At 61.1% G+C, this 26,670-nt stretch carries 22 protein-coding genes, 1 pseudogene and 1 riboswitch; of the genes and pseudogenes, 4 read left to right on the plus strand and 19 right to left on the minus strand.

Annotation, left to right across the window (positions count from 1 at the left end; all coding sequences use genetic code 11):
• Nucleotides 1-38 precede the first annotated feature (38 nt).
• Nucleotides 39-407 carry a PaaI family thioesterase gene (locus BMX04_RS15130; RefSeq protein ID WP_244888567.1) on the minus strand — a complete coding sequence of 123 codons (369 nt, stop codon included), beginning with the start codon at nucleotides 405-407 and terminating at the stop codon, nucleotides 39-41.
• A 120-nt stretch (nucleotides 408-527) separates the two neighbouring features.
• On the opposite strand from BMX04_RS15130, the gene BMX04_RS15135 reads away from it, so the two are divergent.
• Both BMX04_RS15135 and BMX04_RS15140 read left to right on the plus strand, forming a co-directional pair.
• Nucleotides 528-1,409: a LytTR family DNA-binding domain-containing protein gene (locus tag BMX04_RS15135; RefSeq protein ID WP_244888568.1), complete on the plus strand. Its 882-nt coding sequence runs from the start codon at nucleotides 528-530 to the stop codon at nucleotides 1,407-1,409.
• Nucleotides 1,410-1,514: 105 nt separating this feature from the next.
• Nucleotides 1,515-1,716: riboswitch (cobalamin riboswitch) on the plus strand.
• Nucleotides 1,717-1,810: 94 nt separating this feature from the next.
• On the plus strand, nucleotides 1,811-2,080 hold the full coding sequence (locus BMX04_RS15140; protein ID WP_050664013.1) for a hypothetical protein: 270 nt from the start codon (nucleotides 1,811-1,813) through the stop codon (nucleotides 2,078-2,080).
• A 6-nt stretch (nucleotides 2,081-2,086) separates the two neighbouring features.
• Here BMX04_RS15140 and BMX04_RS15145 read toward each other — a convergent pair whose 3' ends face one another.
• The 12 genes from BMX04_RS15145 to BMX04_RS15200 form a co-directional block, all read right to left on the minus strand.
• On the minus strand, nucleotides 2,087-3,397 hold the full coding sequence (locus BMX04_RS15145; RefSeq protein WP_074787747.1) for an ATPase: 1,311 nt from the start codon (nucleotides 3,395-3,397) through the stop codon (nucleotides 2,087-2,089).
• A gap of 94 nt (nucleotides 3,398-3,491) precedes the next feature.
• Entirely contained in the window at nucleotides 3,492-3,992 is a 501-nt protein-coding gene (locus tag BMX04_RS15150; RefSeq protein WP_074787748.1) for a prepilin peptidase, read from the minus strand.
• Between the two features lie 8 nt (nucleotides 3,993-4,000).
• Nucleotides 4,001-4,855: a tetratricopeptide repeat protein gene (locus BMX04_RS15155; protein ID WP_050664010.1), complete on the minus strand. Its 855-nt coding sequence runs from the start codon at nucleotides 4,853-4,855 to the stop codon at nucleotides 4,001-4,003.
• 29 nt (nucleotides 4,856-4,884) lie between these two features.
• A complete protein-coding gene (locus BMX04_RS15160) occupies nucleotides 4,885-5,445 on the minus strand; it encodes a tetratricopeptide repeat protein (protein ID WP_074787749.1) in 561 nt (186 codons plus the stop codon).
• Between the two features lie 62 nt (nucleotides 5,446-5,507).
• The gene (locus BMX04_RS15165) at nucleotides 5,508-6,491 is read right to left on the minus strand and encodes a type II secretion system F family protein (protein ID WP_074787750.1); all 984 of its coding nucleotides are present in this window, start codon (nucleotides 6,489-6,491) and stop codon (nucleotides 5,508-5,510) included.
• Nucleotides 6,492-6,501: 10 nt separating this feature from the next.
• Entirely contained in the window at nucleotides 6,502-7,470 is a 969-nt protein-coding gene (locus BMX04_RS15170) for a type II secretion system F family protein (protein ID WP_074787751.1), read from the minus strand.
• Between the two features lie 5 nt (nucleotides 7,471-7,475).
• Nucleotides 7,476-8,915, minus strand: a complete 1,440-nt coding sequence (locus tag BMX04_RS15175; RefSeq protein WP_074787752.1) for a TadA family conjugal transfer-associated ATPase — start codon at nucleotides 8,913-8,915, stop codon at nucleotides 7,476-7,478.
• A 15-nt stretch (nucleotides 8,916-8,930) separates the two neighbouring features.
• Nucleotides 8,931-10,169 (minus strand): CpaE/TadZ family protein, encoded by a 1,239-nt coding sequence (locus BMX04_RS15180; protein WP_074787753.1) that lies wholly within the window; start codon nucleotides 10,167-10,169, stop codon nucleotides 8,931-8,933.
• A gap of 251 nt (nucleotides 10,170-10,420) precedes the next feature.
• Complete coding sequence (locus BMX04_RS15185) at nucleotides 10,421-11,074, minus strand: OmpA family protein (protein WP_074787754.1); 654 nt, start codon at nucleotides 11,072-11,074, stop codon at nucleotides 10,421-10,423.
• Between the two features lie 16 nt (nucleotides 11,075-11,090).
• Complete coding sequence (locus BMX04_RS15190; protein WP_074787755.1) at nucleotides 11,091-12,491, minus strand: type II and III secretion system protein family protein; 1,401 nt, start codon at nucleotides 12,489-12,491, stop codon at nucleotides 11,091-11,093.
• Between the two features lie 195 nt (nucleotides 12,492-12,686).
• Entirely contained in the window at nucleotides 12,687-13,556 is an 870-nt protein-coding gene (cpaB, locus tag BMX04_RS15195; RefSeq protein ID WP_074787756.1) for a Flp pilus assembly protein CpaB, read from the minus strand.
• Nucleotides 13,557-13,801: 245 nt separating this feature from the next.
• Nucleotides 13,802-14,026, minus strand: coding sequence for a Flp family type IVb pilin (locus BMX04_RS15200; protein WP_074787757.1), 225 nt, complete (start codon nucleotides 14,024-14,026; stop codon nucleotides 13,802-13,804).
• Nucleotides 14,027-14,379: 353 nt separating this feature from the next.
• Between BMX04_RS15200 and BMX04_RS15205 the strand changes: the two genes are divergently transcribed.
• Nucleotides 14,380-15,186 (plus strand): lytic transglycosylase domain-containing protein, encoded by an 807-nt coding sequence (locus BMX04_RS15205; protein ID WP_074787758.1) that lies wholly within the window; start codon nucleotides 14,380-14,382, stop codon nucleotides 15,184-15,186.
• A gap of 32 nt (nucleotides 15,187-15,218) precedes the next feature.
• Here BMX04_RS15205 and BMX04_RS15210 read toward each other — a convergent pair whose 3' ends face one another.
• The 6 genes and pseudogenes from BMX04_RS15210 to tldD all read right to left on the minus strand — a co-directional run bounded on the left by BMX04_RS15210 (nucleotide 15,219) and on the right by tldD (nucleotide 25,527).
• On the minus strand, nucleotides 15,219-15,848 hold the full coding sequence (locus BMX04_RS15210) for a 3-oxoacid CoA-transferase subunit B (RefSeq protein WP_074787799.1): 630 nt from the start codon (nucleotides 15,846-15,848) through the stop codon (nucleotides 15,219-15,221).
• A 2-nt stretch (nucleotides 15,849-15,850) separates the two neighbouring features.
• Nucleotides 15,851-16,546 carry a CoA transferase subunit A gene (locus BMX04_RS15215; RefSeq protein WP_074787759.1) on the minus strand — a complete coding sequence of 232 codons (696 nt, stop codon included), beginning with the start codon at nucleotides 16,544-16,546 and terminating at the stop codon, nucleotides 15,851-15,853.
• A 178-nt stretch (nucleotides 16,547-16,724) separates the two neighbouring features.
• Nucleotides 16,725-19,361: a type I DNA topoisomerase gene (topA, locus tag BMX04_RS15220; protein ID WP_074787760.1), complete on the minus strand. Its 2,637-nt coding sequence runs from the start codon at nucleotides 19,359-19,361 to the stop codon at nucleotides 16,725-16,727.
• A gap of 98 nt (nucleotides 19,362-19,459) precedes the next feature.
• Nucleotides 19,460-20,600, minus strand: a pseudogene (dprA, locus tag BMX04_RS15225) (DNA-processing protein DprA).
• Between the two features lie 436 nt (nucleotides 20,601-21,036).
• A complete protein-coding gene (locus BMX04_RS15230; protein WP_083398209.1) occupies nucleotides 21,037-23,178 on the minus strand; it encodes a sterol desaturase family protein in 2,142 nt (713 codons plus the stop codon).
• A 927-nt stretch (nucleotides 23,179-24,105) separates the two neighbouring features.
• Complete coding sequence (tldD, locus tag BMX04_RS15235) at nucleotides 24,106-25,527, minus strand: metalloprotease TldD (protein ID WP_074787762.1); 1,422 nt, start codon at nucleotides 25,525-25,527, stop codon at nucleotides 24,106-24,108.
• A gap of 204 nt (nucleotides 25,528-25,731) precedes the next feature.
• Here tldD and coxB point away from each other — a divergent pair, with 204 nt between their 5' ends.
• Nucleotides 25,732-26,616, plus strand: coding sequence for a cytochrome c oxidase subunit II (gene coxB / locus BMX04_RS15240; RefSeq protein WP_074787763.1), 885 nt, complete (start codon nucleotides 25,732-25,734; stop codon nucleotides 26,614-26,616).
• The last annotated feature ends 54 nt before the right edge of the window (nucleotides 26,617-26,670 follow it).

The raw sequence follows: 26,670 nt of genomic DNA on the forward strand, positions 1-26,670 counted from the left end.
CGGCAGGCTTAACCGATTGGTGGTAAGGGGGAAAGAGGCTAGCCCGGCAACAGCGGAATCATCGTGCCCGTGAGAAGGGCCACGTGTGTCTCTTGCCCGTCTTCAACCGCATGCACATCCGCCTGCACGATCACCAGACGACGTCCCGGCTTGATCACGCGGCCCCGCGCGATCAGGCGCTCGCCCCGTGCTGGCGCAAGCAGGTTGATCTTCATTTCGGTGGTCAGAACCTCGGATCCTTCGGGCATGACGCCAAGCGCGGCATAACCCGCCGCACTGTCACCGATGGCAAAGGTCAGTCCTGCATGGGCATAGCCGTGCTGTTGCAGGCTGCCTGGCAGAATCGGGGCTTCGATTAGGGCATGACCCGGCAGCACGGCGATCAGTTTCGCGCCGAGCGTTGCCATCATCGCCTGTGCATCAAAGCTTCGATGAATGGCCGCTTCTATGTCAGGGGATAATTTCTGATCAATTCCCATTGCCCATCTTTCGTTTCAGATGTCACGATATTGTGGTCAAGCAATCGTGTGAATGCTTGGATTTGGATTTCGTCGCTGATAAATGCACGTTTAGCGATAAATGGTAAGGGTCTTGGTTTGAAGTGGTCTGAGTTCAGACAGCATATGTCAGAGACCTGGGCCGGGTTGGTCTCTCCGTTGACGCTGTCGATATTGACAACGGCCTGCGTCATTGCGGTGGTCGCCGGGCCGTTCGGCACCTACGACACGATGATGTGGCCGACGCGTCTTGCCTATTGGGGGCTCGTGATCGGGCTTGGAATTCTGATTGGCGGTTTCGTTCGGGCAATCAAGAAAACGGTTTGTCATTCGAGTCACCCGGCGATTTTCGACATCGGGGCCAGTGTGATGACCAGCGCGGCTCTCGCCCCCGTCATCTGGTTTCTTCGAGGCGCGTTCGACCCTGTCCTGTCGCACACGGATCTCAATATCGTCAGTATCGGTTTCAATACCCTGCTGATCGTTGCCGGTATTTTCGTGCTGCGTCGCCAGATCGGGGCGGAGCAACCGACCAGCTATTGGCGGCGGACCCGTTTGTCAGATGTGCCGGTGACCCGGTTGCATCGACGCATGTCCGACTGGCCCGATTCCGAAATCATGCGCCTGTCGGCCAATGATCATTTCGTTGATGTGGCGACGCCGCATGGCGTCGAGACACTCCGCCTCCGGCTAAGCGACGCGATTGCGGAGATGGAGCCGATCGAAGGGGTCTGCACACATCGCTCGCATTGGGTCGCGCTGCGGGCAATCGACCGGAGCGAGCGCGATGCAGGAAAGATCTATGTGGTGCTGCGCAATGGGGATCGTGTTCCTGTCAGCCGCAAGTACCGCGTGAGGCTGGAGGGTGTCGGTCTTCTGGAACGTCAGGACGGGGCAGGTCAAGGCGGATAACCGGCTTGCGGCTTCGGTGACTGCGATGCGCCTCAGTGGATCAGGCGCCGTGCCGGTTTTCAACCGGGGGTTTCGCATTTGGCCTTGCGAGGTCATGGCGTGCTGTTAATCTCGAGACATCATGGTGCCGCCCCTGAGGCGGAGAATTGGGAAGCCGGTGAAAGACCGGCGCTGCCCCCGCAACGGTAAGGGAGGGCATCACGGCAATACGCCACTGAGCCGCGCAATGGCTTGGGAAGGTGCCGTGCTGCATGGGTTGATCGCCCGCCACTCAAGCCCGGAAACCAGCCATGGTAAACGTCGAATCGCGGGGGGCGATGCGGGCGTGTGCGCCCTGCGCCGCGACCCTCAGCCTGCTCTTCGCCCCATCCGGCCCGGGGTGTGGCCGGGGAGAAGAAGCCATGACTGTGACACGTATCATCGACGCCCTCGAAGAAAGCCCTGCAGCAGGGGCACAGGCTTGCGCGGCCGGGCGACTGGGTTTTCTGGAATGGGTTTTCGACACGCCGGGGCCGGTGACCGCGCAGATGGCCCGTGAGGCGCTTGCCGAACCAGCGGCGCAGGCCCCCAAGAGCGCGGCTGCCCGGGCCTTTGTGGGGTTTCTCGAAGAGGCCTGCGCCTCTATCGGGGCGCGGCCCGCGCGCCGCAGGCGCGGACAGTTGGTCCACTGATCGCCGTCAGTGGATGATCTCTTCCTCACGCACGAACATGTTGTCCCAAGCCCGGTCGATGAGGTCGGGTGACATCTGGTAGGGGATGCCCTCGAATTCGCAGATGGCGATCATCTGGTCGATCAGGAAGATCGGCTGATAGTTGGCATAGACGTTGTCGATCGTCGGGTATTTTTCCTTGATCAGGTGGATGAGCGCCTCTTCGTCGAGGGGTATGCCCTTCTTGCGCGCCACCATGGCGAAGATCTTGAGGAAATCCGATTGGCAGGGGCCGTCGATCTTGATCTTGTAGAAAATCCGGCGCAGTGCGGCCTTGTCGAAGATCTTGTTGGGGTGGAAGTTGGTCGAGAAGATCACCAGCGTGTCGAACGGCACCTCGAATTTCTCGCCCGATTGAAGGGCAAGAATGTCCTTGGATTCTTCCAGTGGAACGATCCAGCGGTTGACCAGTGCCTGCGGCGGTTCCGCCTGACGGCCAAGGTCGTCAACGATGAAGATGCCGCCGGTCGATTTGAGCTGAAGCGGGGCCTGATAGGTGCGCGCGGTCGGGTTGTAGACCAGATCGAGCATCGACAGGCTGAGTTCGCCACCGGTGATCACCGTGGGCCGTTCGCAGCGCACATAGCGTGTATCAAAGGTGCGTTTGCGGCGCAGCGAGTTGGGGTCGTCCACCTCGACCTCGGCCTTGGAATGTACGATCGGGTCATAGACGGTGATGACCTGGCCGGAATATTCGATTGCCCTAGGTACGTAGATCTTGTCCCCCATGGCGTCACGGATACCGTTCGAGATCGAGGATTTACCGTTGCCCGGCGGACCATACATCAGCACCGAGCGCCCGGCGCTCACGGCCGGCCCGAGATGGTCGAGCAGGGATTCGGGCAGGATCAGATGCCCCATGGCATTGGTCAGCTGTTCGCGGGTGATCTGGATATTGCGGATCGACTGGCGCTTTACCTGCTCACGGTAGACAGCAAGCGGGACGGGCATTGCGCCGAAATATTCCGACTGGCTTAGAGCATCGAGCGCGCGGGATTTGCCCGCGTCGGTCAGCTGATAGCCCATCTCGCCGCCGGAAGTGGCGTTGAGTGTGCCGGTCGCCTCGAGCAGGCGCTGCGTGCGTGCCATGTCCACCAGTTCCTGCGTGACCGCGCGCGGTAGGCAGATCGCTTCGGCCAGCTCGCTGACCATGTCGAGGTTCTTGCGGAACATCGTCTTGAGAAGAATGTCGCGCATCATCACGACAGGAATTTGCATGTCCTCGATGCTGGTTGGTGGCGGTGGGGGCTGCACGCCCGCGGAGACTTGCATGTTCATGGTAATTGCCTGCCCTGCGTGGTCATCGACTCGCAAGAACCATGACCACCAATCGTGCAGAAATTAAGGAGAGCATCGGGCAGATCGGGGGCGCTCAGCTTCCGTATGCGGCACCGAGCCCGAGATAGAGCGCAAGTGTCGGGCCAAGCGCCAGTCCCATCGGGAACTTCTTGGTCATCTGCCAGCTTACCCAGTCCGGCGTGATCCGGCGTAAAGGGCTATACATCGCGATCCGGTGCGTCGCGAAAGCGGCGATCAGGACCGCCGCGAAGAGCAGGCAGAGGAATGCCGCATCACCCAGCACGACAAAGGGGCTTGCGGCCGCGATGAACTTGGCATCCCCCGCCCCCATCACACCGATCACATTGGCCAGCATCCCCACCACCAGCAGAACCGCGAGATGTGAAAAGCGCCAAGCATATTCCGGCAGGGGCAAGACCCAAAGACCAACCAGCACAAAGGTCGCCAGCAGCGCCAGAACCGCGATGTTGGGAATCTTCATGCTACGCATGTCGCTTAGGGCAACCCATGCGCAGATCGGCACGACAAATGGCAGGAACCAGAGCGCGGCGCGGGCGGTGATTTCGAGTGTCATGGCGTCTGTCAGCCGGCCTTGTTCTCAAGCGCCCGCAGGCTGCGCACCGCTTCCTCGAAATGCTGTGGATGGGTTTCGACCGCGTCCTTCAACAGGCCCTGTCCAATGGTGGTGTCACCTTGTTTCACTGCGGACAAACCGAGCGTATAGAGCAGCTGTGCGCGTTCCACCTGCGTGACGGGCAGGACGGGCAGGGCATAGTTGCGCTGCGCCCCGCGTGCCAGAACGAGATTGTTCTTTGCAGTGAACAGCGACGGATCCTGGCGTACGGCGTCGGTAAAGAGTCGCTCGGCCCCTTCGAAATCCCCGCGCGAGAGCTTGGAATATCCCCAGTTGTTCATCACATTGGCGGGCTGTGTCGTCAGCCCGACGGCCGTCTCATAGAAACTGTCGGCCTTTTTCCAATCCTTCTCGCTATCGGCGATCATCGCTTCGAGGCGGTAGCGTTTGAATGTCTCGTGGGTTGGCGGAACACCGTCGAGCACGTCGCCCGCGCGCTCCCATTCGTTGTTGCGGATCAGCGCATCGGCATGGTTCACGTGATCGGCATGGGTCGCGTCTTTGTGCTTGGTCACGTTGGCCCATGCGGCAACGGCTTCGGTGTTGCGTTTCGCCCGGACGAGCGAGCTGGCAAGACCGCGCTGCAGGTCAAGCCGGTCAGGCTTTTCGCCAACCGCGCGCTGGAAATAGGATACCGCCTCATTTGGGTCAGAGGCTGTCAGCATCACATCGTTGAGATTGGTTTCATCAATGACGTTGATGTCCTGAAAGGCGCGATCAACCTCGTTGCCAGCGGTTTGCTCACATGCAGACAGGGCGAATGCCCCTGCTGCACACAGGGAAATCAGGATAGGGTGGCGCATTTTTGCGTCCTTTTACTGCCTCGGCCTCGTCATGGTATCTTGCGGATCAGGTATTCGCTGCTGCCCCGCCGTACCACTTTATAGTCTTGTTCTCCGTCAGCACCATACTCGGAATTTTCCGATTTTGCGAGTGCCAAACGCAAATTGTCGCGAATTTCGTCGCTTTCGCCATCATCGAGCGCATAGGCCCGCCTCAGAATCTGTTCAGCCTCGGGATAATTACCCTGTTCGACAAGAACGACGCCCAGGTTATTCCAGGTCTCCGGTGTTGCATCGTCGCCCTCGATCGCGCGCCGCAAGAGGCGTTCTGCGCTGCCAAGCCGCCCGAGGGCAAGATTGGCGCTGCCTAGGCCGGCCAGGACATCCGCTGTCATGCCTTGGTCCAGAGCGGCGCGGCTATAGGCCTTTTGCGCCAATTCAAATTCGCCCGCATCCATCAATCGATGCCCAACGAGAAGGCCGTCGACGCCTGTTACGCCGGGTGCGGGGCCAGGGGCGAAGGGGCCATTATCCGGCTGCTGACCCAGACATCCGGCAAGGAAGAGACAGGTGAGCAGAACAAGCGCCGCTTTCGGGCTGGCCTGTCGCATTTTCGCGCGGAAAGCCCGTTGCTGCCCTCTCCGAAAATGCCCTGTCATGTCGCCCCGTTTTGTTATCTCTCGGCCATCGCGAACAGTTCCATGATCCCGAGCGCGGATGGACCGACCAGAATGATCAGCAATGGTGGCACTGTAAGCATCATTGTCGCCAATGTCATCTTGGTCGGCAGTTTGTTGGCCTTTTCCTCGGCGCGCATGACGCGTTTGTCACGCATCTCGGCTGCATAGACGCGCAGCGCCTCGCCGATCGATGTGCCGAAGGTCTGCGACTGGATCAGAACGGTGACAAAGCTCGAGATATCCTGCACGCCGCAGCGCTCGCCCATCTCGTTGAGGACCGATGCCTTGTCCCGGCCTGCCTTGATCTGCAAGGCCACGATCTCGTATTCCTCGGCCAAGGCGGGATAGGACGCCTGGATTTCCTTCGAGACGCGGATGATTGCCTGATCGAGAGACTGCCCAGCCTCGATGCACACAAGCATCATGTCGAGACTGTCGGGAAAGCCGTCCTGAATTTCTTCCTGGCGCTGTTGCTGGCGTTTGGTCACCCAATATTTCGGCAGCATGTATCCCACGCCGCCGGGCCCGAGCACGTAGAGCACCATCTCTTTCGGTCCGGTGTCGTCGCCTGACACAAACACGAGGAAATAGATCAGCCCGAGCACGAGCAGCCCGAGGGCGAGCGTCAGTTGCACGAAGTGGAAGTAACGTACCGCGTCGCTATGCCGATAGCCTGCCTGCATGAGCGTGAGACGCATCGCGCTGAGTTCCTTGGCGTCCTGCGGTTCGAGGAACCCGGCATATTTGTCGAGCTTCTTGTTCTTTGCCCCGGCGCGCAGGCTGGCCTTGCCCAAATCTTGTGTTGCGCCTGCGGCGTTGCTCTTCTTGAGCTTCTCGAGCGGGTCCTGCCGCTGGTTGATCATCAAGGGAATGACGAGAAGCACCAGCATCAGCCCGAGCGCGCCAACGGCGATCATCGGGCCGAAGTCGCCAAACGTATCGGTCAGCATAGTGTTGATTGTGGTCAGGAATTGCATTTTGGGCCCCTCAGACCTTGATGTTCACAAGTGCGCGCATGACGATCAGATTAAGCACAAGGAACGTGCCAACCACCAGAACGGCGGGGATGAAGAACGGGTGAAGCATCGCCTCGTCATAGTAATCAGGCTTGAGCAGCTGGATGCCGATCAGTGCAATGATGGGAAACCCCGAGAGGAAGTTCCCCGACCACTTCGCCTCGGCGGTAATTGCCTTGACCCGGCGGAAGAGACGGAACCGGGCACGGATCACCTTGGCCAGACCGGCCAGGATCTCGGCGAGGTTGCCGCCCGATTGCTGCTGAATGGTCACCGCGACCGCGAGAAAGCGCACGTCCTGCATGTCGAGACGTTCTGCCATATCCTTGAGCGCCTCGCCCATGTCCCGGCCATAGGTTGCCTCATCGGCGATGATGCCGAACTCGGTGGCGAGAGGATCGGACACCTCACTGGCCACGATGGCCACGGCAGACGAAAACGGATGCCCCACGCGCAGGCTTCGCACCATGAGTTCAATCGCATCGGGCAGCTGTTCTTCCAGGAGGGCCATACGCTTGCCGGCCTTCATGTTGATCCAGGTGAATATGCCGCCCACGCCCATGCCAATGGACACAAGAATACGCACCGGAAGTGCCGTGCCGGTCCCGATGGTCAGGCCAAGGAAGGCCAGAATGCTGACCCCAATCATCAGCAGGATCAGCTGTTTGGGGGTAAAGGCGATGGCCGCCTTCTGCGCCTTGTTCGACAGGATCGAGTATAGCGGAACCTTGCGCGCCTTGAGATGCTGTTGCATCTCCTTGCGCAATTTCTCCATGACCTCTTCGCGGTTACCGGTCTTGTCCAGCATTTCCAGACGCCGGTTGACCCGGTTGTTCAGGCTGATGGAGCGCCCGAAAACCGTGAGGTAGATACCTTCGACAAGGACGAGAACGCCGATGAAGATCAGGCCGTAAATGATTACTTCTGCATTGAGGGCCATCTGCGTTACTCCGCTGCAATCGGTTCATAGATGGCCGGGGGCAGGTCGTAGCCCCAAAGGCGGAAGCGCTCGGAATAGTTGGAGCGCACGCCCGTGCCGGTGAAATGGCCGATGATCTTGTTGTCCGGTGTCAGGCCGACACGCTGAAAGCGGAAGATTTCCTGCATCGAGATCACGTCGCCCTCCATCCCGGTAACCTCGGTGATCGAGGTCATCCGGCGCGAGCCGTCCTGAAGGCGGCTGGCCTGTACGATGAGGTTAACAGCGCTCGCGATCTGGCTGCGCACGGCCTTGAGTGGCATTTCGATACCCGCCATTGCGACCATGTTCTCCATCCGACTGATGCCATCGCGCGGGTTGTTGGCGTGGATCGTCGTCATCGAGCCGTCGTGGCCGGTGTTCATGGCCTGCAGCATGTCGATCACTTCCTCGCCGCGCGTCTCACCGACGATGATCCGGTCGGGGCGCATGCGCAGCGCGTTCTTGAGACAGTCACGCGGGCTCACCTCGCCCTTGCCCTCGACGTTCGGCGGGCGGCTTTCCATCCGGCCGACATGAATCTGTTGCAGTTGGAGTTCGGCGGTGTCCTCGATGGTGAGGATACGCTCCGCATTGTCGATGAAGGACGACAGTGCGTTGAGGGTCGTGGTCTTACCCGAGCCCGTACCGCCAGAGACGACAATGTTCAGCCGGGTCGCGACGGCGGCCTGAAGATAGGCGGCCATTTCCTCGGAGAAGGCCCCAAAGCTTACCAGATCGTCGATCCCCAACTTGTCTTTCTTGAACTTACGAATCGAGACGAGGCTGCCATCGACCGCGACCGGTGGCACCATCGCGTTGAATCGCGATCCGTCCGCGAGACGGGCATCGACATAGGGGTTCGATTCGTCCACGCGGCGGCCCACGGCGCTGACGATCTTGTCGATGATGCGCAGCAGGTGACGTTCATCCTTGAAGGTGACGTCGCTGAGTTCGAGCTTGCCCGCGCGCTCGATGAAGATCTGATGTGGCCCGTTCACGAGGATGTCGTTGACCGTGTCGTCCTTGAGCAGGGTTTCAAGCGGACCGAGCCCCTTGACCTCGTCGTAGAGTTCCTGCGTGAGAACGGCCCGGTCCTCGCGATTGAAGACGATGCCCTTTTCCTCGAGGATTTCGCCGGCGATGGAGCTGATCTCGGCGCGCAGATCGGTTTCCGTCGCGGTGTCGAGCGCGGCGAGGTTCAGGTGGTCCAGAAGCGCGCGGTGCAGTTCGATCTTGATCTCGCCCATCCGCTCCTTTCGCTTGCGCTCCTTGTCCATCGGCTCTGACACCGCGGCAGGCTTTTGCGGGGGTTTGCGAAACGACTGTGCCGCCGCTGCCTCAAGAGGCGCGGTCTTGGCAACTTCGGCGACCGGAGATGCGGTCGTGACCTTCGGCGGTGTCGATTTCTTGTAGCGCGAGAACATCGGCTCAGTCCTTTCTTACGCCGCTTCGGCGTCATCCTTGCCAAGCGCGTGCAGCGATGCGGCGAGCTTGGCGATTTCGCGACGCAAGGGATTCTTGGCGGCACTCGACGCAAGCGGCAGACCATGATCGCAACTTTGCGAGACCGCACGCCCGCCGTCGGGCAGTTGGATCTCTATTGCGATCTCGAGGGTTTCAGCCATGCGTTTCACGCGGCTCTTCCCGTTGAGATCGGTGAATTTCGGTGCGCGATTGAGACAGTAGCGCAGCTTTTCGATCGGCAGATCTTCGGATTGCAACGCGCGTTTCACCCGCACCGCATTCTGCGCCGAGCGCATGTCGAGCTCCATTGTGGCGAAGTAGACCTGACAGTTGTTGAGCACCGCCTCGGTCCATTGCACCAGGGTATTCGGCATATCGACGATCACGTAGTCGAAATGCCTGCGTGCCATGTTCAGAACCCGCGTCACATCCTCGGAGTTGATCATGTCGAGGGGCAGGATATCCGCAGGCGCGGTCAGCACACGCATCTTGTCCTCGAAGCTGACGAGGGCCTGCCGGAACACGTCGTCGTCCAGAATTTCGGTATCCGACCACATCTCGAACACGACATCACGGCGCGGCAGATCGAGGAAGGTCGAGACAGAGCCGAACTGAAGGCTGAGATCGAGGATTCCGACCTGCGGCGGCTTTGCCTTGTCCGCATTTGCCAGTTCCCATGCGAGATTGACGGCAAATGTGGAGGCACCGGTGCCCCCGGCAAGGCCCTGCACGGCGAGAATCACGCCATCACCTTCGGTCGGAGGGGCATGTTGGGCCTTGGTCGCGTGCGATACAACGGTCGTGGAGGGTTTCTTGAGGCGATCGATTGCCGCCTGCAATTCGCCCTCGGGCAGTGGGTATGGCACGAATTCATCCGCGCCGTTGCGCAACAACTGATGCAGGGCGGCCGGGCTCACATCCTCGGCGATCAGGATGGTCTTGATCCCGCTTTTGCTGGCAAGGGCGATGACTTCGCCCAGCAAGGAAAGATCTTCCTCGTCCGTCTGGTCGATTGCGATGGCGACGAATTCGAGGGATTCCGCCTCGGGCTGATTGAGAAAGGCGAGGGCCTCGGCAAATCCAAGGTCACCCCAGCTCTCGCCAAGGGCGGTCTCCATATCCTCGATCAACAGATCAAAGTTCTGCACATCCCGACTGATGGTGCAGGCAAGGATCGGTGCCGGATCGGTCTGCTTCATCACACTACTCGTCATTGAATCCGTCCTGTAATTGCCCCACTCAATGAGAGTTTCACGCGGATCGCCCAGCCTTTACGGCATGGCCCGAGCCGCGCGCATCATGTGGCGGGGACGCTCGATACCGATGAACATGACTGGAAATATTGGCGACATTTGGGCCAAAAGATCGTAATTGTTGGATCGATGGATACAAAAGAACCCGCCATTTCAGGGCGGGTTCGAGGAGGTCCGGACCAAACCGGACGGGGAGATTCGTGGTCTCGTGTCTATTCGCCGGAGGTTTCCGCACTAGAGGTTTGCACATTTGACTGGGCTGTGCCGCTGGCAACATACTCGCGGTAGACGACCGACGCGTATTTTCCGTCCATGATAATCGGGTGCGATTTAACGAAACCTGTCACCTCGGTCACGGTGCGGCGGTTGCGACGTTCGCGGCCTTCTGTGACGATCAGCGGCTGCGTTTCGCCGAATGAGGCAACTGCCTCGAGGCGCGCCCGGCTGATGCCCTGGGTGGTGAGATAGGCCACTACCGCCTGCGCACGACGCATGCCGAGCGACTTGTTGTAACTGTTGGAGCCGACCGCATCGGTGTGGCCGTAGACGCGGAACCGTACTTCGGGGAATTGCCTGATCCAATGGGCCTGTTCGCGCAGGGTATCGCGAGCGCCCTCGTCGAGGACGGCCGAATTGAAGGCGAAATTCACCGTGCTCAGCACCTCGTTGGAAAACCGGCGCGACAGGTCATGTACGTAGCTGCGGTCCCCGGTCATGACCATGTGGTTGCTCATGGACGCTTCGCCGAAGGCGCCGTTGTCCACCAGTGCGCCAGCCTCGCCAAAATAGGATCGATAGACCTCACCGCCGGGCGGTGCACAGGCCGTGACGGCGATCAGACCGGTGATTGCAAGATAGTTCTTCATCGCCCCAGCCCTCTCCCTAGTCCATCACATAGCCATAAGAGCCGGTAAAGTCTTGCTTGGCAACCTCTCCGACTGCGCCGCTCTGCTTCGCGCCACGTGCGACACGCCCGTGCAGGAAAAGGTCTGCTTCGGTCGGTAGCTTGACACGGTCCGTCGGCAGCGCAAATGCTTCACCCCGGGTGGGGGAAACGAGATGTGCCGAGACGATAATGACCAATTCCGTCTGCGAGCGATTGTAATCGGCGCTGCGGAACAAGGCACCAAGCACCGGAATATCCCCGAGCCAAGGCACCTGCGCGTTATTGTCACGGAAATCGTCCTGCAAAAGGCCTGCAATCGCAAAGCTCTCGCCGTCGCGCAGCGAGACCGTGGTCGAGGTGTCGCGACGGCGGAAGGCCGGCACGTTTATTCCGTTGGTCGTAAGCGAGTTTGCAGTGTCGATAGAGGACACGGCCGCCGCCATTTCAAGATTTATGACATCTTCGTCGAGAACACGCGGAATGAAATTCAGCTCGACACCGAAGGGCTTGAATTCGATCGAGGTTGTGTCGTTGTCCTGTGCAACCGGGATCGGAAACTCTCCGCCAGCAAGAAACGTGGCCTCCTGCCCGGAAAGGGCCGTCAGGTTCGGTTCCGCAAGGGTCCTGACGATGCCTTTTTGCTCGAAGGCCTCTATCAGGATGCCCAGTTCGGTAGACCCGATGTCCAGCCCCAGAAACAGACCGGCCTGCGAGGATGATTGCAACGTGATCGGCGGCGTGCTGTTGGCAATAAGGTTGCCTGACTCGAGTGCTCCAAAAACGCCGCTGTTGGTGAGATTGCTTACCGAAAGGGCGGCGCTCAGCGACTTGGCGACATTGCGCTGCATTTCCGCAAAGCGCACCTTGAGCATGACCTGCTGCTTGCCGGAGACCGACATCAGGTTCGACACCCGCTCGGGCGCGTAGCGTTCGGCGAGTTCAAGCGCGCGTTCCAACCGGCCCGCACTCGAAACCGTGCCGGACAGGACGATGCCGTCATTGGCGGTCCGCACCTCGATCTGCTCTCCGGGAAGGATTTGCCGCAAACGCTCCTTGAATTCGGAAATGTCGGTGCTGACATGCACCTCTATGTTCGTGATCAGCTGTCCTGTTCCATCGAACAGGCTGAGCGTGGTGCGCCCCGGTGCCTTGCCGAGAACATAGATGGTGCGATCCGACAGGGTGGAAAAATCGGCGATCGCCGGATTGGCGATGCTGAGTTCCGCGAAGGGGACTTCGCTTTCGACGACAACTGCGCGGCTCATTGAAACGCTGAGGTTGCTCGTCGCTCCGCCGCGCAGGACACGCACATCTTGCGCCTGCGATACGGTCGCAATCGGACTAGCGCCTACTGCCAGCCCAAATAGGGCGGCGACTGCGTAACTTCTCATTTTCATGTGACCTGCCTTTCCGATCACGCCTCATTTTCTCAGGTCTTAACGCCTGAACTTGTGTGCACTGTGAGGCAGTTTCTCAAATTTTGCAAGAATCAATACAATTTTCACGTTTTTTGTCACTTGTGTTGCGCATTGACGACGCAATGAGAAAGGGCGGCCGTCGGGCCACCCTTCTCAGAACATGCACCAATCCTATCAGTTCGTGCAGGGAATGGGTGTTTCGATGACCTCTGCGCCGCGGCGTGTGCGTACCGTGCAGCGGGCGGCCTCCGGTTTCGGCTCTTCCACGACCTGTGCCTGCAGCCCGAGCAGGCGCCGCTGATCGACTTCGATCACTTCGGAGAGGGATTCGTCCAGAGCCCCCACGAGAGATAGGGCGAGACCTCCGGTGGATTGCGCCTGCGCAAGGGCTGCAACCTCTTGCGGAGTGGCGGACACGGTCACTGTGCGGGCAACGCGGGCCTCTGCACTGTCCATATCGGCATTCTGGTCCACGGCGATGATCTTCATACGGGTTTCGATCAGTTTGGTGACCTCGCCCGAGGAATCCCCTTCCGTCCGCACGTTTCCCTTGCCGACCGAACCGGTCCAGTAGACGTCAACCAGATCCCCTGGCCGCAAGAAGCCCGACACGCCGCTCGTCGCATCGACCTTGATGGCAAAGGCGCGCATGCCCGCATCGAGGCGCGAGGTGATGCCCGCGTCCTCGCCGGGTTTGGTCACCTTCATCGAAAGGATCACCTCGCGCTCTATCATGCTGCGCAAGACTTCACGCTCCATCCCGGCACCGGCGACGAACAATTGCTCGGGCTTGGTGAATACGCCTTCTGGCAGGGCGGTCTTGGGATAGGCCACGAGGCGCACATCTTTTTCGTGCAAGGCTTCGCCAAAGGCGAGCGGGCGCGCGGCGACATAGACATCGACCGTTTCGATATTGGGCGCGCGCTGCTGCCGTTCGATGGCCAGCTGTCGCTGATACCCGTCGATATAGGTTTTCGCCATGTATGCGGCAAAGCCCGCGAGCCCGACGCCGAGAACCAGTACCAATCCAAATACCATACGCATGGTGTATCCCTCTCATCTAAAGGAAGCGCATGCCGAGACGACGTGCCCTCATCCAGTTTTGTTAACGTCCCAATGTGGCGAAATGAGGGAGGTGCATTGGCCTAATCGTGCCGAACAACTCGTCTTGCGAAAGCAAATGACCGCAGACGCCAACTGCATCTGCGGTCATTCGTAGTCTTGTCAGACCGTGGTCATCGGGCGCGCGTCACGCGGATTGGCGATCGCCCAGATGTACCAGTAGTCTTTTAGTCGGCGGCGGGAGCCGCGCCGGTGAAGCCGAGCGTGTCGGGAGCTTCAACGGTGATGCCGCCCACTTCGTCGCCGATCGAGGTGGCGAGCGTGCCGATGCCGTTGTTCACGGCGGTCACGCCGGCGATTCCCAGGCCCACGACTGCTGCGGTCAGTACGACCCAGTCAACCGTAACGGCGCCGTCTTCGTCTTTCAGGAAGTTCTGGATAAAGGTGTTCATTTTGGTCCCTCCAAAGGATCATTTGCTCAGTTTTCACATCACCCCGGTTTTGGACCCGTTCATTTTTAATGGTCCGCTGTCGGAGTGGTGTGAGTGCATATAGCCAAGCAAATCAGGCGGGATTTTGGCGGCATTAAAGCCATTTTAGTGAAGTCTAAGGTTTTCGATAAAATTTCAGCAACCATCTGAAAATAAACAAATAAAAAAATACCACAGCAGAGATAAACACGCATAGGGTGCAGAATGTGGCTTTAAATCGCCAGATCATTCCTCTCAATTAAAGACAATACTGGCGTTGCGCATCGATTTTTGCGATCCTTTCACCAATCAATTAGAGGCAGAGCAGAGCCCAGATGAAGAACCTGATCCTGACTGTGGTGGCGATATGCCTTCTGGCGGGCCATGACGCACCGGCCGAGGATGCGCCTGCTTTTTCGGACTTCACCTTCAAGCGCGAGAAAGCCCCGAAGCCGGGCGAGCGGCGCAAACCACTCGTGCAGATCACGCCTGACGATAACGCGGGTGCGGTCCGACCCGCACCCAAGGCGGATGCGCCACCTCAACAGGCGCGTCACGCCTGGTTCTGGGAGGCGGTGCCGTGGCAGATCGACAGCGACGCAACTACGCGCCTCGCGGCTGCCACGAAACACCTGTCTCGCCCGCCCGAGGGCAAAGGGGTCGCTGCCCCACGCCTACAGGCAATACAGCAGGTGGCGCGAGAGAATGGTGCGCATATCCTGCGCGCTACCATTGGTACCCGCGTCTCGCCTGCCCTCGTCCTTGCCGTGATCGCGGTCGAATCCTCGGGTACGCCCGAGGCCGTCAGCAGCGCAGGCGCGCAGGGTCTCATGCAGCTCATGCCCGCCACTGCGGCACGGTTTGGCGTTACCGATGTGTTCGAAGCCGGAGACAACATCAAGGGCGGGGTTGCCTATCTCGATTGGCTGATCGGGGAATTCGGGGGGGACGTGCTGCTCGCACTTGCAGGCTACAACGCGGGCGAGAACGCGGTGAAGTCGCATGCAGGCGTGCCGCCCTTCGCCGAAACGCGTGATTATATCCCCAAGGTGCTTGCCGCCTACGAGGTGGCACGTGGGTTGTGCAAGACGCGGCCGGAGTTGATCACCGACGCCTGCGCCCTGACCCTCGCGTCGAATTAGACGGCCCGACCCCGAAGGACCGGGCCAGCCTGTCAGTTGACGATGGTCGCCTCGGTGGCGGCGCGAATCTCGTCCTCGGTCACGCCCTCGGCGGTCTCAACGATCCTGAGCCCGCCCTTGACCACATCCAGAACGCCCAGGTTGGTGATGATCCGGTTGACCACCCCGGTGCCGGTCAGCGGCAGCGTGCATTCCTTCAGAAGCTTGCTGTCGCCATGCTTGTTGGTGTGGTCCATCACCACCACCACGCGGCGCACGCCTGCGACAAGATCCATCGCGCCACCCATGCCCTTCACGAGCTTGCCGGGGATCATCCAATTCGCCAGATCGCCGTTCTCGGCCACTTCCATCGCGCCGAGGATCGCCATCGCGATCTTGCCGCCCCGGATCATGCCAAAGGACATTGCGCTGTCGAAATAACTGGTATGGGGCAGTTCGGTGATGGTCTGCTTGCCCGCGTTAATCAGGTCGGGGTCCTCGGTGCCCGCGACCGGAAACGGCCCCATGCCGAGCATCCCGTTTTCCGATTGCAGCGTGACCTGCACGCCCTCGGGGATGTAATTGGGCACCAGCGTCGGGATGCCGATCCCGAGGTTCACATAGGTGCCGTCCTCAAGCTCCTTTGCCGCACGCGCGGCCATCTGATTGCGATCCCAGGGCATGATCAGGCCTCCCTCACAGTGCATTGTTCGATGCGCTTTTCATGCTCGCCCTGAATCAGGCGATGCACGTAGATGCCGGGCATATGGATATGATCGGGGTCCAACTCGCCGGGCTCGACGATCTCCTCGACCTCCATGATGCAGGTCTTGCCGCACATCGCGGCGGGCGGATTGAAGTTGCGCGCGGTCTTGCGGAAGATGCAGTTGCCGGTGGTGTCGGCCTTCCACGCCTTGACGATCGAGAGATCGGCGAAGATGCCGCGCTCCAGGATATAGGTCTCGCCGTCGAAGTCCTTGTGTTCCTTGCCCTCGGCGATCTGCGTGCCGACCCCGGTCTTGGTGTAGAAACCCGGTATGCCCGCACCGCCCGCGCGCATGCGCTCGGCCAGCGTGCCTTGCGGGTTGAATTCCAGTTCCAGCTCGCCGCTGAGATATTGCCTCATGAACTCGGCGTTTTCGCCGACATAGGACGACATCATTTTCTTGACCTGCTTGGTCTGCAAAAGGATGCCGATGCCGAAATCATCAACGCCTGCGTTATTGGAGGCGAATGTCAGGTCCTGCGTGCCCGCCTCCTTGATCGCCTGCAACAGTAACTCGGGAATGCCGCAGAGGCCAAAGCCGCCCGCCGCAATCGTCATCCCGTCGAACAGCAGCCCGTCCAGCGCCTCGGCGGCCGAACCGTAAACCTTTTTCATCGCGAAACTCCTCCTGAAGTTTGATCGTCCCCGGTATCAGGCGGATCATGGGGCGGTGTCAACGCGATGCCCTGTCCAAACGCCATGAAATAAGGATTACTACGTAACACCGGCCACGGCCGCGTTCTTGCAAGAAATGCGGAGAGAAGTCTTTTCAAGATTTCGGACTTGTTCGGTGTCAGCCGGTCTTCTTGCGAGCAGCGGGCTTCTTGGCAGCAGGCTTTTTCGCGGTCTTGCCGGGCTTGCCCTTCTTAGCCGATTTCTCGGCGATGAGTTCGACCGCCATGTCCGGCGTCACATCTGCGGGCTGCACGTCCTTCGGCAGCGTTGCATTGACTTTGCCCCATTTGACATAGGGGCCAAAGCGTCCGTCCATGATATGGATCGGGCCGCCTTCGCTGGGATGCTCGCCAAGATCGCGCAGCGGCTTGGCCGCCGCCCGCCCGCGCCCGCCGGGATTGGCGCGCTTTTCAGCCAGCAGTTCCACCGCGCGGTTCATCCCGATCTCGAACACATCCGCTGGATCCTTGAGATTGGCATAGACCGGTTTCGCGTCCTCGGGGCCCTGATGCATGATATAGGGGCCGAAGCGCCCGAAATTCGACTTGATTGTGCCGCCCTCGGGATGCTCGCCCACCTCACGCGGCAGGCTGAGCAGCGTCAGCGCCTTTTCCAGCGTCATTTCTTCGGCTTTCCAGCCCTTGGGCAGGCTGGCGCGGTCGGGTTTCTTGTTCTCTTCTGTCGCCTCGCCGCGTTGCACGTAAGGGCCGAACCGGCCAGAGCGCAGCGAAATCTCGTTGCCGTCCTCATCCTCGCCCAAAATCCGGTCGCCGTTTTCCGCCGCATCGCCGCCGATGGGGCGGGTGTAGCGGCATTCGGGGTAGTTGCCACAGCCGACGAACCCGCCCGAGCGCGAGGTCTTGAGGTGCAACTGCCCGGTGCCGCAGAGCGGGCATTGGCGCGGGTCGCCGCCATCTTCGCGGGGTGGGTAGAGCGTCGGGGCGAGCGCGTCGTCGAGCACGTCGAGCACCTCGGAGATCCTCAGTTCCGAGGTCTCGGCGATGGCCGCCGAGAAATCGCGCCAGAACCGGTTGAGGATGTCCTTGTAATCCGCCTCGCCTGCGCTCACGCGGTCGAGGTCTTCCTCGAGATTGGCGGTGAATTCGTAGCCCACATATTTGCGAAAGAAGTTGATCAGGAAGATCGTGACGATCCGTCCCTTGTCCTCGGGATAGAGGCGGTTCTGCTCCTTGCGGACATATTCGCGGTCCTGGATCGTGCCGAGCACGCTGGCATAGGTCGAGGGGCGACCGATGCCCAGCTCTTCCATCTTCTTGACCAGCGTCGCCTCGGTATAGCGGGGCGGGGGCTGGGTGAAATGTTGCAGGCTGAGAACGGATTCATTCTCTGACATCACGGCGGCGGTCGTCTCGGTCCCGTCCTGTGCCTTGGCGAATTCAGGACGCAGCGAGGACTTGGCGAAGACCGCCTGGTCGCCCTGCGTGATCTGCGGCAGGCGGCGGTCGTCATCGTCGCCCACGACGTCGTCGCGGCCCTCTTCATAGACCTTGAGAAAGCCGTCGAAGAGCATGACCTGCCCGGTGGCGCGCAAGCCCACCTGACCGTCGTCGCTGCCGATCTCGACTGTCGTGCGCTCCAGCCGGGCGGCGGCCATCTGGCAGGCGAGGGTGCGCTTCCAGATCAGATCATAGAGCTTGCGCTGATCGGCGTCGGTGCTCTTTATCTTGCCCGCGTCGCGCGTCATCTCGGTGGGGCGAATGCACTCATGTGCTTCCTGCGCGTTCTTGGCCTTGTTCTTGTACATGCGCGGGCTTTTGGGCATGTAGTCCTCGCCGTAGCGGTCCTTGATCGCGTCGCGCGCGGCCATCACCGCCTCGGGGGCCATGTCGATGCCATCGGTCCGCATATAGGTGATATAGCCCGCCTCATAGAGGCGCTGCGCCGCGCTCATGCATTGCTTGGCCCCCATGCCGAACTTGCGGCTGGCCTCCTGCTGAAGGGTCGATGTCATGAACGGGGCCGAGGGGTTGCGCGTGCCGGGCTTGGCCTCGACCGAGCTGACTGTCAGAGCGCGTGAGGCCACGGCCTGTACGGCCATTTCGGCCTGCGTCGCGTTCTCCAGATCGAATTTGTCGAGCTTCTTGCCCGCGAGTGTCACCAACCGCGCCTCGAACTCCTGACCGCGCGGGGTGGCGAGCAGCGCCTTCACGGACCAGTATTCACGCGCGTTGAACGCCTCGATTTCCATCTCGCGCTCGACGATGAGGCGCAGGCAGACCGACTGCACGCGCCCCGCCGAGCGCGCGCCGGGCAGCTTGCGCCAGAGCACCGGGGAGAGGTTGAAGCCGACGAGATAATCAAGCGCGCGGCGCGCCAGATAGGCCTCGACCAGCGGCGCATCGACCTGCCGTGGGTTCTTCATCGCCTCGGTGACGGCGGTCTTGGTGATCGCGTTGAACACCACGCGGCTGACCGGCGTGTCTTTCTTGATGACCTTGCGTTTGCGCAGGGTTTCCTCGAGATGCCAGCTGATCGCCTCGCCCTCGCGGTCGGGGTCAGTGGCGAGAATGAGCGCATTGTCATCCTTGAGCGCGTCGGCGATGGCCTTTACGTGTTTGCGGCTGTCAGCGCCCACTTCCCATGTCATGTCGAAGCCGTTCTCGGGATCGACCGAGCCATCCTTTGGGGGTAGGTCGCGGACATGGCCATAGCTTGCCAGAACCGTGTAGCCATCGCCTAGATACTTGTTGATCGTCTTGGCTTTGGCGGGCGATTCGACAACGACAACGGGCATGGGCACTCCTTCCGACTCAGGTCGAGGCTTATGGCGGCGCAACATGTGGGCTGGCAAGGGGAATTGTCAATGTGGCTGATGGGACCGTCGGCGCAGGATCAGCGGGCGAGGGAGAGTAGCCCGCCGGCCTGGCGGGTGATGCGACCGTCGAGTTCGAGATCGACCAGCACCGGGGCGACGGCGCGTGCGGGGGCACTGAGGTCGCGGATCAACTGATCCTCGGCGAGTGGCGAGGGGCCGAGGCGTTGCAGGATCTGCTGGTGCAGCGCGGCGGTGTCGCGCAGGCTGCGAGAGGCCGGTCCCGGCGTGGTTTCAAAAGGCATTTCCGCCTGTGTTTCCTGCGGCTTGTCGGTTGGCAGTGCCTCGATCACGTCGGCGGCGCTGCGCACCAGTGTGGCCCCGTCGCGGATCAGCATGTTGCAGCCTGAGGCGCGGGCGTCGATGGGGTGGCCGGGCACGGCGAGCACCTCACGGCCCTGATCGAGAGCGGTGCGTGCGGTGATCAGAGACCCGGATTTAGCGGCCGCCTCGACCACGACCACAGCATGTGCCAGTCCGCTGATCAGGCGGTTGCGGCTGGGGAAGTGGCGGGCCTGGGGGATGAGGCCGATGGGCTGTTCCCAGAGGCGCAGGCCGGTCGTGTGGATATCAGCGGCAAGGGGGGTGTTTTGGCAGGATAGATCACGTCGACGCCGTCGGCCATGACGGCCACGGTGCCGCCCTTGAGGCTGGCCAGAAGGGCGGCGGTATCGACGCCGCGGGCGAGATCGGAGACGACAGTATAGCCCTGCTCCGATAGCTCTGCCGCGAGAGACCGGGCCATGCGGGTGCCGAGCGATGAGGCGTTCCGCGCGCCCACGAGGGCGACCGTCGGGCGGTCGAGAACGGCCATATCGCCCATCACCCAGAGGACGGGCGGGGCGTCGTGCAGATCGCGTAGGGCTTGGGATACTTGGCATCCGCGTGCGTGAGCATCGTCGCGCCCGCCGCATGGCCCGCGCGCAATTCGGCCTCGGCCACGCGCGCAGGGCAGGGGGTGTAGTCGGTGACACCGGCGGCGCGGGCGACTTCGGGCAGCGCTGCGAGGGCGGCGTGTGCGCTGCCGTGTTCGCTGAGGAGCCGGTGAAAGGTCGCCGGGCCGACCCGGCGGGAGCGCAAGAGGCGAAGCCATGACACCCGATCATCTTCCGTGGTGGGTGGGAGTTGGGGGTGAGTGGAAGGATGTGTATCTTCGGGCATCCGTGACCTCGCCTACTTGCCGGATCATGGATAGCGCGGGCAAGGTCAATGCCCGGTAGACCGAAATCGGGTGAGTCGCGAGTTTTTCGGGAATTCCGCCTAAGCTTTTGAGATGGGGCGTTAATTATTTGTGTGTCCGGGAATTGGCCGCTGTCGGTATCGCGTTGGTAGCGGATGCGGGCGGTGCTGACGGGGGCCGGATGTGGCCGGGGCGTGCGGGGCTGGCACGGAATGGCAAGGTTTGCGCCGGGCGGGTCGGGTGGAATTGAGTATTTTTGGCAAGATGAAGGCGGGCGGGGTGGTCTGGCTTGGGTGGCCCGTTGGGTGGGGCTTACCTGTGGTTCTTCATGAGGTATGCGATGGGTGTTCTAAGCCGCCAAGCGAGAGGTAGCGTTCGTTCAACTGGAGCGAAAGTGTTAAGTGATTGCCATCTTGATCACGACGTCCATGATTTGGCTCTGCCAGCGCCCGGCATGGCCTCCGCCACGCGGCTTCCGAAGATCTTTGTGTACATACGAAACGGCTTCAGCGTCCGCTCGAAAAGTGCCGCAAAGGCAAAACACACAGTCAGCGTGAGCCCCAACAGCCACAGATCGTACCCCGGCAGGCTTTCGGGCAAAGTGGCGTCCAGAAGGTGCAGGGTCGGATAATGCATCACATAAATCGAGAAGCTGCCCCCTGCGACCCAGTGCACAGCGCGGGCAACCCTTCCTTCTGTCCGCTGCGGCGCGTGCATCGCGAGACGCCGCACTCCGACAAGATGGATGGCGATACAGATCGCAATGACCGAATTCCAAAGCACCTCGTTGGAATAGACCAGCACCGCATGATGGCTCATCGGCTGCAGCGCCTGCTGGGTCACATGTTCCAGCAGCTGCGGCAGGCCGGACGCTTTCAGCGTGACCAGACTCATGAGACTGCTGACCACCATAAGCCACGACCGGGCCCTCGACGGCGCGGACGTGTCGTTGGATGCGGCATTGCGCCAGACGATCACACCCAGCCACCACGCCGGAAACAGTGCCAGAACCGGAATGCCAACCAGCAAGACAAGCGTGGCCAGGACTACGATGCGCATCGCACCGCGCAGAAACATGATGCTGCCGAACATCAGGTAGAAGCCGACCTCGTAGCTCAGCGACCAGATCGGCCCGTTCGTGCCCAGCCGGACCCAATCCGACAACCCCGTCCACAGGTTCGTCGCGGTCAATCCACGCCACAAGAACTCGCCGACAGGCAACGCCTGATAATAGTGCTCGGGATAGGCCGTCATGTCGATGCGCGTACCGATGGCGTCAAAGATCAACGTTAGTAGCAGCGCCGGAACCAGGACCGATGCGATTCTAGTGACCCTGTTGAAGGCAAAGCGCCCAAGTGTCTGATCGCGGCCCGCTGCATAGGCGATTACCACGCCGGATAGCACAAAGAACACGACCACGGCGTCACTGGCGATATTCCACTCTCTGAGGAAATAGTAGTCACCGCGTGTGAACCGGAGATGTGCCATATGGCCGAACAGGACGGCCAGTGCAGCAGCGGCGCGCAACACGTCAAGCCACAGTGAGAATCCCTGCGTCATCGCCAGGTTGCCGGGCGCCACGGGCTGTGTGAGGCTGGGGCTGGGTTTCATCTGCTTGGCAAGGGCCCGCCAGCTTTCCCTGAACGGCAGGATAAGCGCGGCGACAAGGGTCGGATAGGGTTGCTCTGTCGGTTTGCCCGTCCCGTCCGACACACCGAAGGTCAGCTTTTCGCGCTCGGTCGGGATGTAGAGCGTGCCGAACATCCAGTCCCAGATCGCGAACACGGACCCGTAGTTCTTGTCATGGTGCTTGACCGCCACCGAGTGGTGCACCTGATGCTGCGCCGGCGAGATCAGGATCCGCTCGATGATCGGCCCGTAACTGATCCAGATGTGGCTGTGCCGGAAGTTTGCGCCCAGTGCGTTGAAGACGAAATAGAGCGCATTGGCCCCACCGATCGTCGCGATATTGATCTGCCCGATGAACGCATAGAGCACGAGACCCTGCGCGATGCCCACCAGAACGGTCATCAGCAGGTTGCGTATCATCGGCTCGATCGGATGCACCCGTTGCACCGTGAGCGGCGTTAGCACGTCGGCCGAATGGTGCACTGCATGGAAGGGCCAGAGAAACCCCCATTCATGATGCGCCCGATGCGCCCAGTATTTGCAGAAATCCGACGTGACAACGATGATCAGCGTGACGATCAGGCCGCGCTGCCAGGTGATCGGCGGCGGGGTGAAATCCGCGCTGGCTAGATTCAACAAAAGCGTATAGGCAACGGTCGTCGGAAAGAAGACCGCGCTGGTAAAACCCAGCGCGATGAACACGCGGCTTGCGAAGAAAAGCTTTATATCCAGTAGATTGGACCTGTGCCGATACACCTCTTTCGGGACCAGCCACTTGATGAAACTGCCGGACGTGCCTTGGTATTTCCAGACAAGAAAGGCGATAATAATCGAACAGCATAGATAAAAGAGGGAATAGCGCACGTTCAGGTCGAACGGCGCTGCAAGCAAGCTGTCGATAAGTACCTGTATTGTTTCCACGTTCGACACGGTCCTCGTTTTTCGGGCAGCTTAGAGAGCCAGTGTGGCATAAGTGCGGCCACTCCCTGTTCGTGTCGGGAAAACTGGGGCTTTGAAGATTCATTCGAATTCTTAGGGGCCTCGTGGTTTGCGCGCGTCGGAAACGGGACCAACCTCTGCGCCCTCTGCGCCCTCTGCGCCCTCTGCGTCTGTCGCGGCGCGGGCAAGGTTAATGCCCGGTATACTGAAATCGGGTGAGTCGCGGTTTTTTGGGTTTTTCGCCTAAGGTTTGGAAATGTTGAGTTAATTACTTTTGTGTTCGAGAAGTGGCCATTGTCTGTATCGCGTCGGTGGCGGATGCTGGCGGGGCTGACGGGGGCCGGGTGTGACCGGGGCGCGCGGTGCGGGCACGGGTACGGGATGGCAAGGGGTGCGCTGGGCGGCCTTGGGCGGGATTTGGATATTTTTGGTAAGATGAAGGCGGGCGGGGTGGCCCGGCTTTGGTGTGGGGATTTGAGTATTTTGGGAAAGGTGAAATGGGGGGCTTGGGTGCGGCGTTTGGTGGGGTGAACTGCTGCTGGGGCTACTGGATACAATGGCCGGTCCCAGCCGGGAGCAGCCAGTGCAAAACAACTCGAGCCATCACACTCGAGTGCATTACGCCCAAAAGCGTATTTCGGAGCAGCGAACAGTTGCTAACGGGCGCGCCGTAAAGCACTCTTCCCTCAATGGTATGTACTTGGGGAATGCCGGTTGATATACCATCCTGACCCAACTGATATCATTGCGAATTCAGGAGAATATGGCGCACTGGCCAAGACATTGGTTGCGTTGTCAAATCTTGAGTTCGCTCACGATGAGTTCGTATTCAGAATGCACGAAATAAACCTTGATTTATCCGCCAACCTCCGCATCGCGCTCATTTGAGCGACCTGTGGACCGTGTCACGCCCACCCCCTACGCCGCCGATCCCCCTACCGTAAGCCCGCCGATCAGCACCGTTGGCTGCCCGACGCCCACTGGCACCCATTGGCCCTGCTTGCCGCAATTGCCCATGCCGGGATCGAGGGCCATGTCGTTGCCCAAGCCCCGGATCTGTTGCAGGGCCGTTGCGCCGTCGCCGATCAGGGTGGCGCCTTTGACCGGCGCGCCGATCTGGCCGTCTTTGACGCGGTAGGCCTCGGTGCAGGAAAAGACGAACTTGCCGTTGGTGATGTCGACCTGCCCGCCGCCGAAGCCGACGGCGTAGATGCCGTCCTTCATTTCCGCCACCAGATCGCCGGGGGTGGCGTCGCCGCCGAGCATGTAGGTGTTGGTCATGCGTGGCATGGGGGCGTGGGCGTAGCTCTCGCGGCGGCCGTTGCCGGTGGCCTCTACCCCCATCAGGCGGGCGTTCTGGCGGTCCTGCATGTAGCCCACAAGGATGCCGTCCTCGATCAGGACATTCTTGGCCGAGGGCGTGCCCTCGTCGTCGATGGTGATGCTGCCGCGCCGGTCGGGGATTGTGCCGTCATCAAGCACGGTGACGCCGGGGGCGGCGATGCGTTGGCCCATGAGACCAGCGAAGGCGGATGAGCCCTTGCGGTTGAAGTCGCCCTCGAGCCCGTGGCCGATGGCCTCGTGCAGGAGGATGCCGGGCCAGCCGGGGCCGAGGACCACGTCCATCACGCCAGCGGGGGCGGCTTCGGCGGAGAGGTTCACCAGCGCGATGCGCAACGCTTCGCGGGTCTTGGCCTGCCAGTCGGCGGGCATCAGCAGGCCGTCGAGGCCGATGCGCCCGCCGCCCCCGGCGCTGCCGTTCTCGCGGCGGCCGTCCTGTTCGACGATCACCGAGACGTTGACGCGGGTCATCGGGCGGATATCGGCCACTTGCGTGCCGTCGGGGCGCAGGATCACCACCTCTTGCAGTGAGGCGGCGATGGAGGCGGTGACCTGCACGACGCGGGGGTCGAGATCACGGGCGAAGGCGTCGATCTCGCGCAATGTATCGAGTTTGACCGGGAAGGCGGCCCCGGCAATCGGGTCGTCATCGGTATAGAGGTGGCGGTTGGTGCGCGCGGGGGCCGCCGACAAAGTGCCGCCGCCTTCGCCCACGGCAAGGCGGGCGGTCTCGACCGCGCGTTTGAGGGCGTCGTCGTTCACCTCGGAGGAATGGGCGTAGCCGGTGACCTCGCCGCGCACGGCGCGCAGGCCGAAGCCTTCGGAGGCGTCATAGGAGGCGGTCTTGACCCGGCCGTCGTCGAAGGTGAGCGCCTCGGCGCGGCGGCGTTCGAGAAAGAGCTCTCCGTCATCGGCGCCGCGCGTGGCCTCTTGCAGGTGCGAGAGCGCCGCATCCCGGTCAAGCAGGCTGTCGAAGGGGCGAAAGGCGGTGTCAGTCATGGGGGCGCGTCCTATATGGTGTCGGGGTGCGGGGGCCGTGCGAATTTGATCCAGATCAAAAAAGCGTCCGTTTGCCGCAATGCTCTTTCTTGTCGTTTGCGGCAGAATATGGTTTTAGACAGCACCAAGACAACGGGATTCCGCCGCGTGCGGCGCAAGACCTGCCACAAAGACATGAACCGCTTCAACCGATCAGGGTGTAAAATGCGACTAACTTCCAGCCTTCTGGCCGTTCTGGCCGCCCTTTCCACCCTTCCTGCCGCGGCGCAGGAAGGTCTTGAGATCGTCGGCAAGCCCGAGCAGGGCAAGATGGGCTTTCAGCCGGCCGCGACCGAACTGGCGCGCGATCTGCAATGGCTGGACGGGATGATCAACGTGATCATCATCGCCATCGTGCTGTTCGTGACCGCGCTGCTGGCGCTTGCGGCGGTGCGGTATAACCGTCGCGCCAATGCGACCCCGGCGAAGTTCACCCACAATTCGCCGCTGGAGATCGCCTGGACGATCATCCCGATTGTCATCCTGGTGTTCATCGGGGCGTTCTCGCTGCCGATCCTGTTCAAGCAGCAGGAAATCCCCGAGGGGGATATCAATATCAAGGTCACGGGCTATCAGTGGTACTGGGGCTATGAGTATACCGATCACGACTTTGCGTTTGACAGCTATATGATCGGGTCGCCTGCCACCGGGGGCGACAATCGCCTGACGCCCGAGGTCGAGGAGCAGCTGGTCGAGGCGGGCTATAGCCGTGACGAGTTCCTGCTGGCGACCGATACCGCCGTTGTCGTGCCGGTGGGCAAGACCGTGGTGATGACCGTGACCGGAGCCGACGTGATCCATAGCTGGACGATCCCCGCGTTTGGCGTGAAGCAGGATGCGGTGCCGGGGCGTCTGGCGCAGCTGTGGTTCGAGGCCGAGAAGGAAGGTGTCTATTTCGGCCAGTGCTCGGAGCTTTGCGGGCAGGCGCATGCCTATATGCCGATCACCGTCAAGGTGGTGAGCGAAGAGGCCTATCAGCAGTGGCTCGACGGGGCGATTGAGGACTATGCCGGCACGCCGCGTGCGCGCCAGGTGGCCGCCGCCGAGTGACATGAGCTGGGCGCCGCCGTTGGGGCGCGTCCGAAATGACCCCGCCGGGCAGGC

This window comes from Roseovarius tolerans, from assembly GCF_900109855.1.
Classification (GTDB): Bacteria; Pseudomonadota; Alphaproteobacteria; order Rhodobacterales; family Rhodobacteraceae; genus Roseovarius; species Roseovarius tolerans.

Bases quoted from the DNA above. Each gene is read 5' to 3' on its own strand.
- BMX04_RS15130 (WP_244888567.1), bottom strand. From the start codon at position 407: ATGGCAACGCTCGGCGCGAAACTGATCGCCGTGCTGCCGGGTCATGCC.
- BMX04_RS15140 (WP_050664013.1), top strand. From the start codon at position 1,811: ATGACTGTGACACGTATCATCGACGCCCTCGAAGAAAGCCCTGCAGCA.
- BMX04_RS15145 (WP_074787747.1), bottom strand. From the start codon at position 3,397: ATGAACATGCAAGTCTCCGCGGGCGTGCAGCCCCCACCGCCACCAACC.
- BMX04_RS15150 (WP_074787748.1), bottom strand. From the start codon at position 3,992: ATGACACTCGAAATCACCGCCCGCGCCGCGCTCTGGTTCCTGCCATTT.
- BMX04_RS15155 (WP_050664010.1), bottom strand. From the start codon at position 4,855: ATGCGCCACCCTATCCTGATTTCCCTGTGTGCAGCAGGGGCATTCGCC.
- BMX04_RS15160 (WP_074787749.1), bottom strand. From the start codon at position 5,445: ATGCGACAGGCCAGCCCGAAAGCGGCGCTTGTTCTGCTCACCTGTCTC.
- BMX04_RS15165 (WP_074787750.1), bottom strand. From the start codon at position 6,491: ATGCAATTCCTGACCACAATCAACACTATGCTGACCGATACGTTTGGC.
- BMX04_RS15170 (WP_074787751.1), bottom strand. From the start codon at position 7,470: ATGGCCCTCAATGCAGAAGTAATCATTTACGGCCTGATCTTCATCGGC.
- BMX04_RS15175 (WP_074787752.1), bottom strand. From the start codon at position 8,915: ATGTTCTCGCGCTACAAGAAATCGACACCGCCGAAGGTCACGACCGCA.
- BMX04_RS15180 (WP_074787753.1), bottom strand. From the start codon at position 10,169: ATGACGAGTAGTGTGATGAAGCAGACCGATCCGGCACCGATCCTTGCC.
- BMX04_RS15185 (WP_074787754.1), bottom strand. From the start codon at position 11,074: ATGAAGAACTATCTTGCAATCACCGGTCTGATCGCCGTCACGGCCTGT.
- BMX04_RS15190 (WP_074787755.1), bottom strand. From the start codon at position 12,491: ATGAAAATGAGAAGTTACGCAGTCGCCGCCCTATTTGGGCTGGCAGTA.
- cpaB (WP_074787756.1), bottom strand. From the start codon at position 13,556: ATGCGTATGGTATTTGGATTGGTACTGGTTCTCGGCGTCGGGCTCGCG.
- BMX04_RS15200 (WP_074787757.1), bottom strand. From the start codon at position 14,026: ATGAACACCTTTATCCAGAACTTCCTGAAAGACGAAGACGGCGCCGTT.
- BMX04_RS15205 (WP_074787758.1), top strand. From the start codon at position 14,380: ATGAAGAACCTGATCCTGACTGTGGTGGCGATATGCCTTCTGGCGGGC.
- BMX04_RS15210 (WP_074787799.1), bottom strand. From the start codon at position 15,848: ATGCCCTGGGATCGCAATCAGATGGCCGCGCGTGCGGCAAAGGAGCTT.
- BMX04_RS15215 (WP_074787759.1), bottom strand. From the start codon at position 16,546: ATGAAAAAGGTTTACGGTTCGGCCGCCGAGGCGCTGGACGGGCTGCTG.
- topA (WP_074787760.1), bottom strand. From the start codon at position 19,361: ATGCCCGTTGTCGTTGTCGAATCGCCCGCCAAAGCCAAGACGATCAAC.
- tldD (WP_074787762.1), bottom strand. From the start codon at position 25,527: ATGACTGACACCGCCTTTCGCCCCTTCGACAGCCTGCTTGACCGGGAT.
- coxB (WP_074787763.1), top strand. From the start codon at position 25,732: ATGCGACTAACTTCCAGCCTTCTGGCCGTTCTGGCCGCCCTTTCCACC.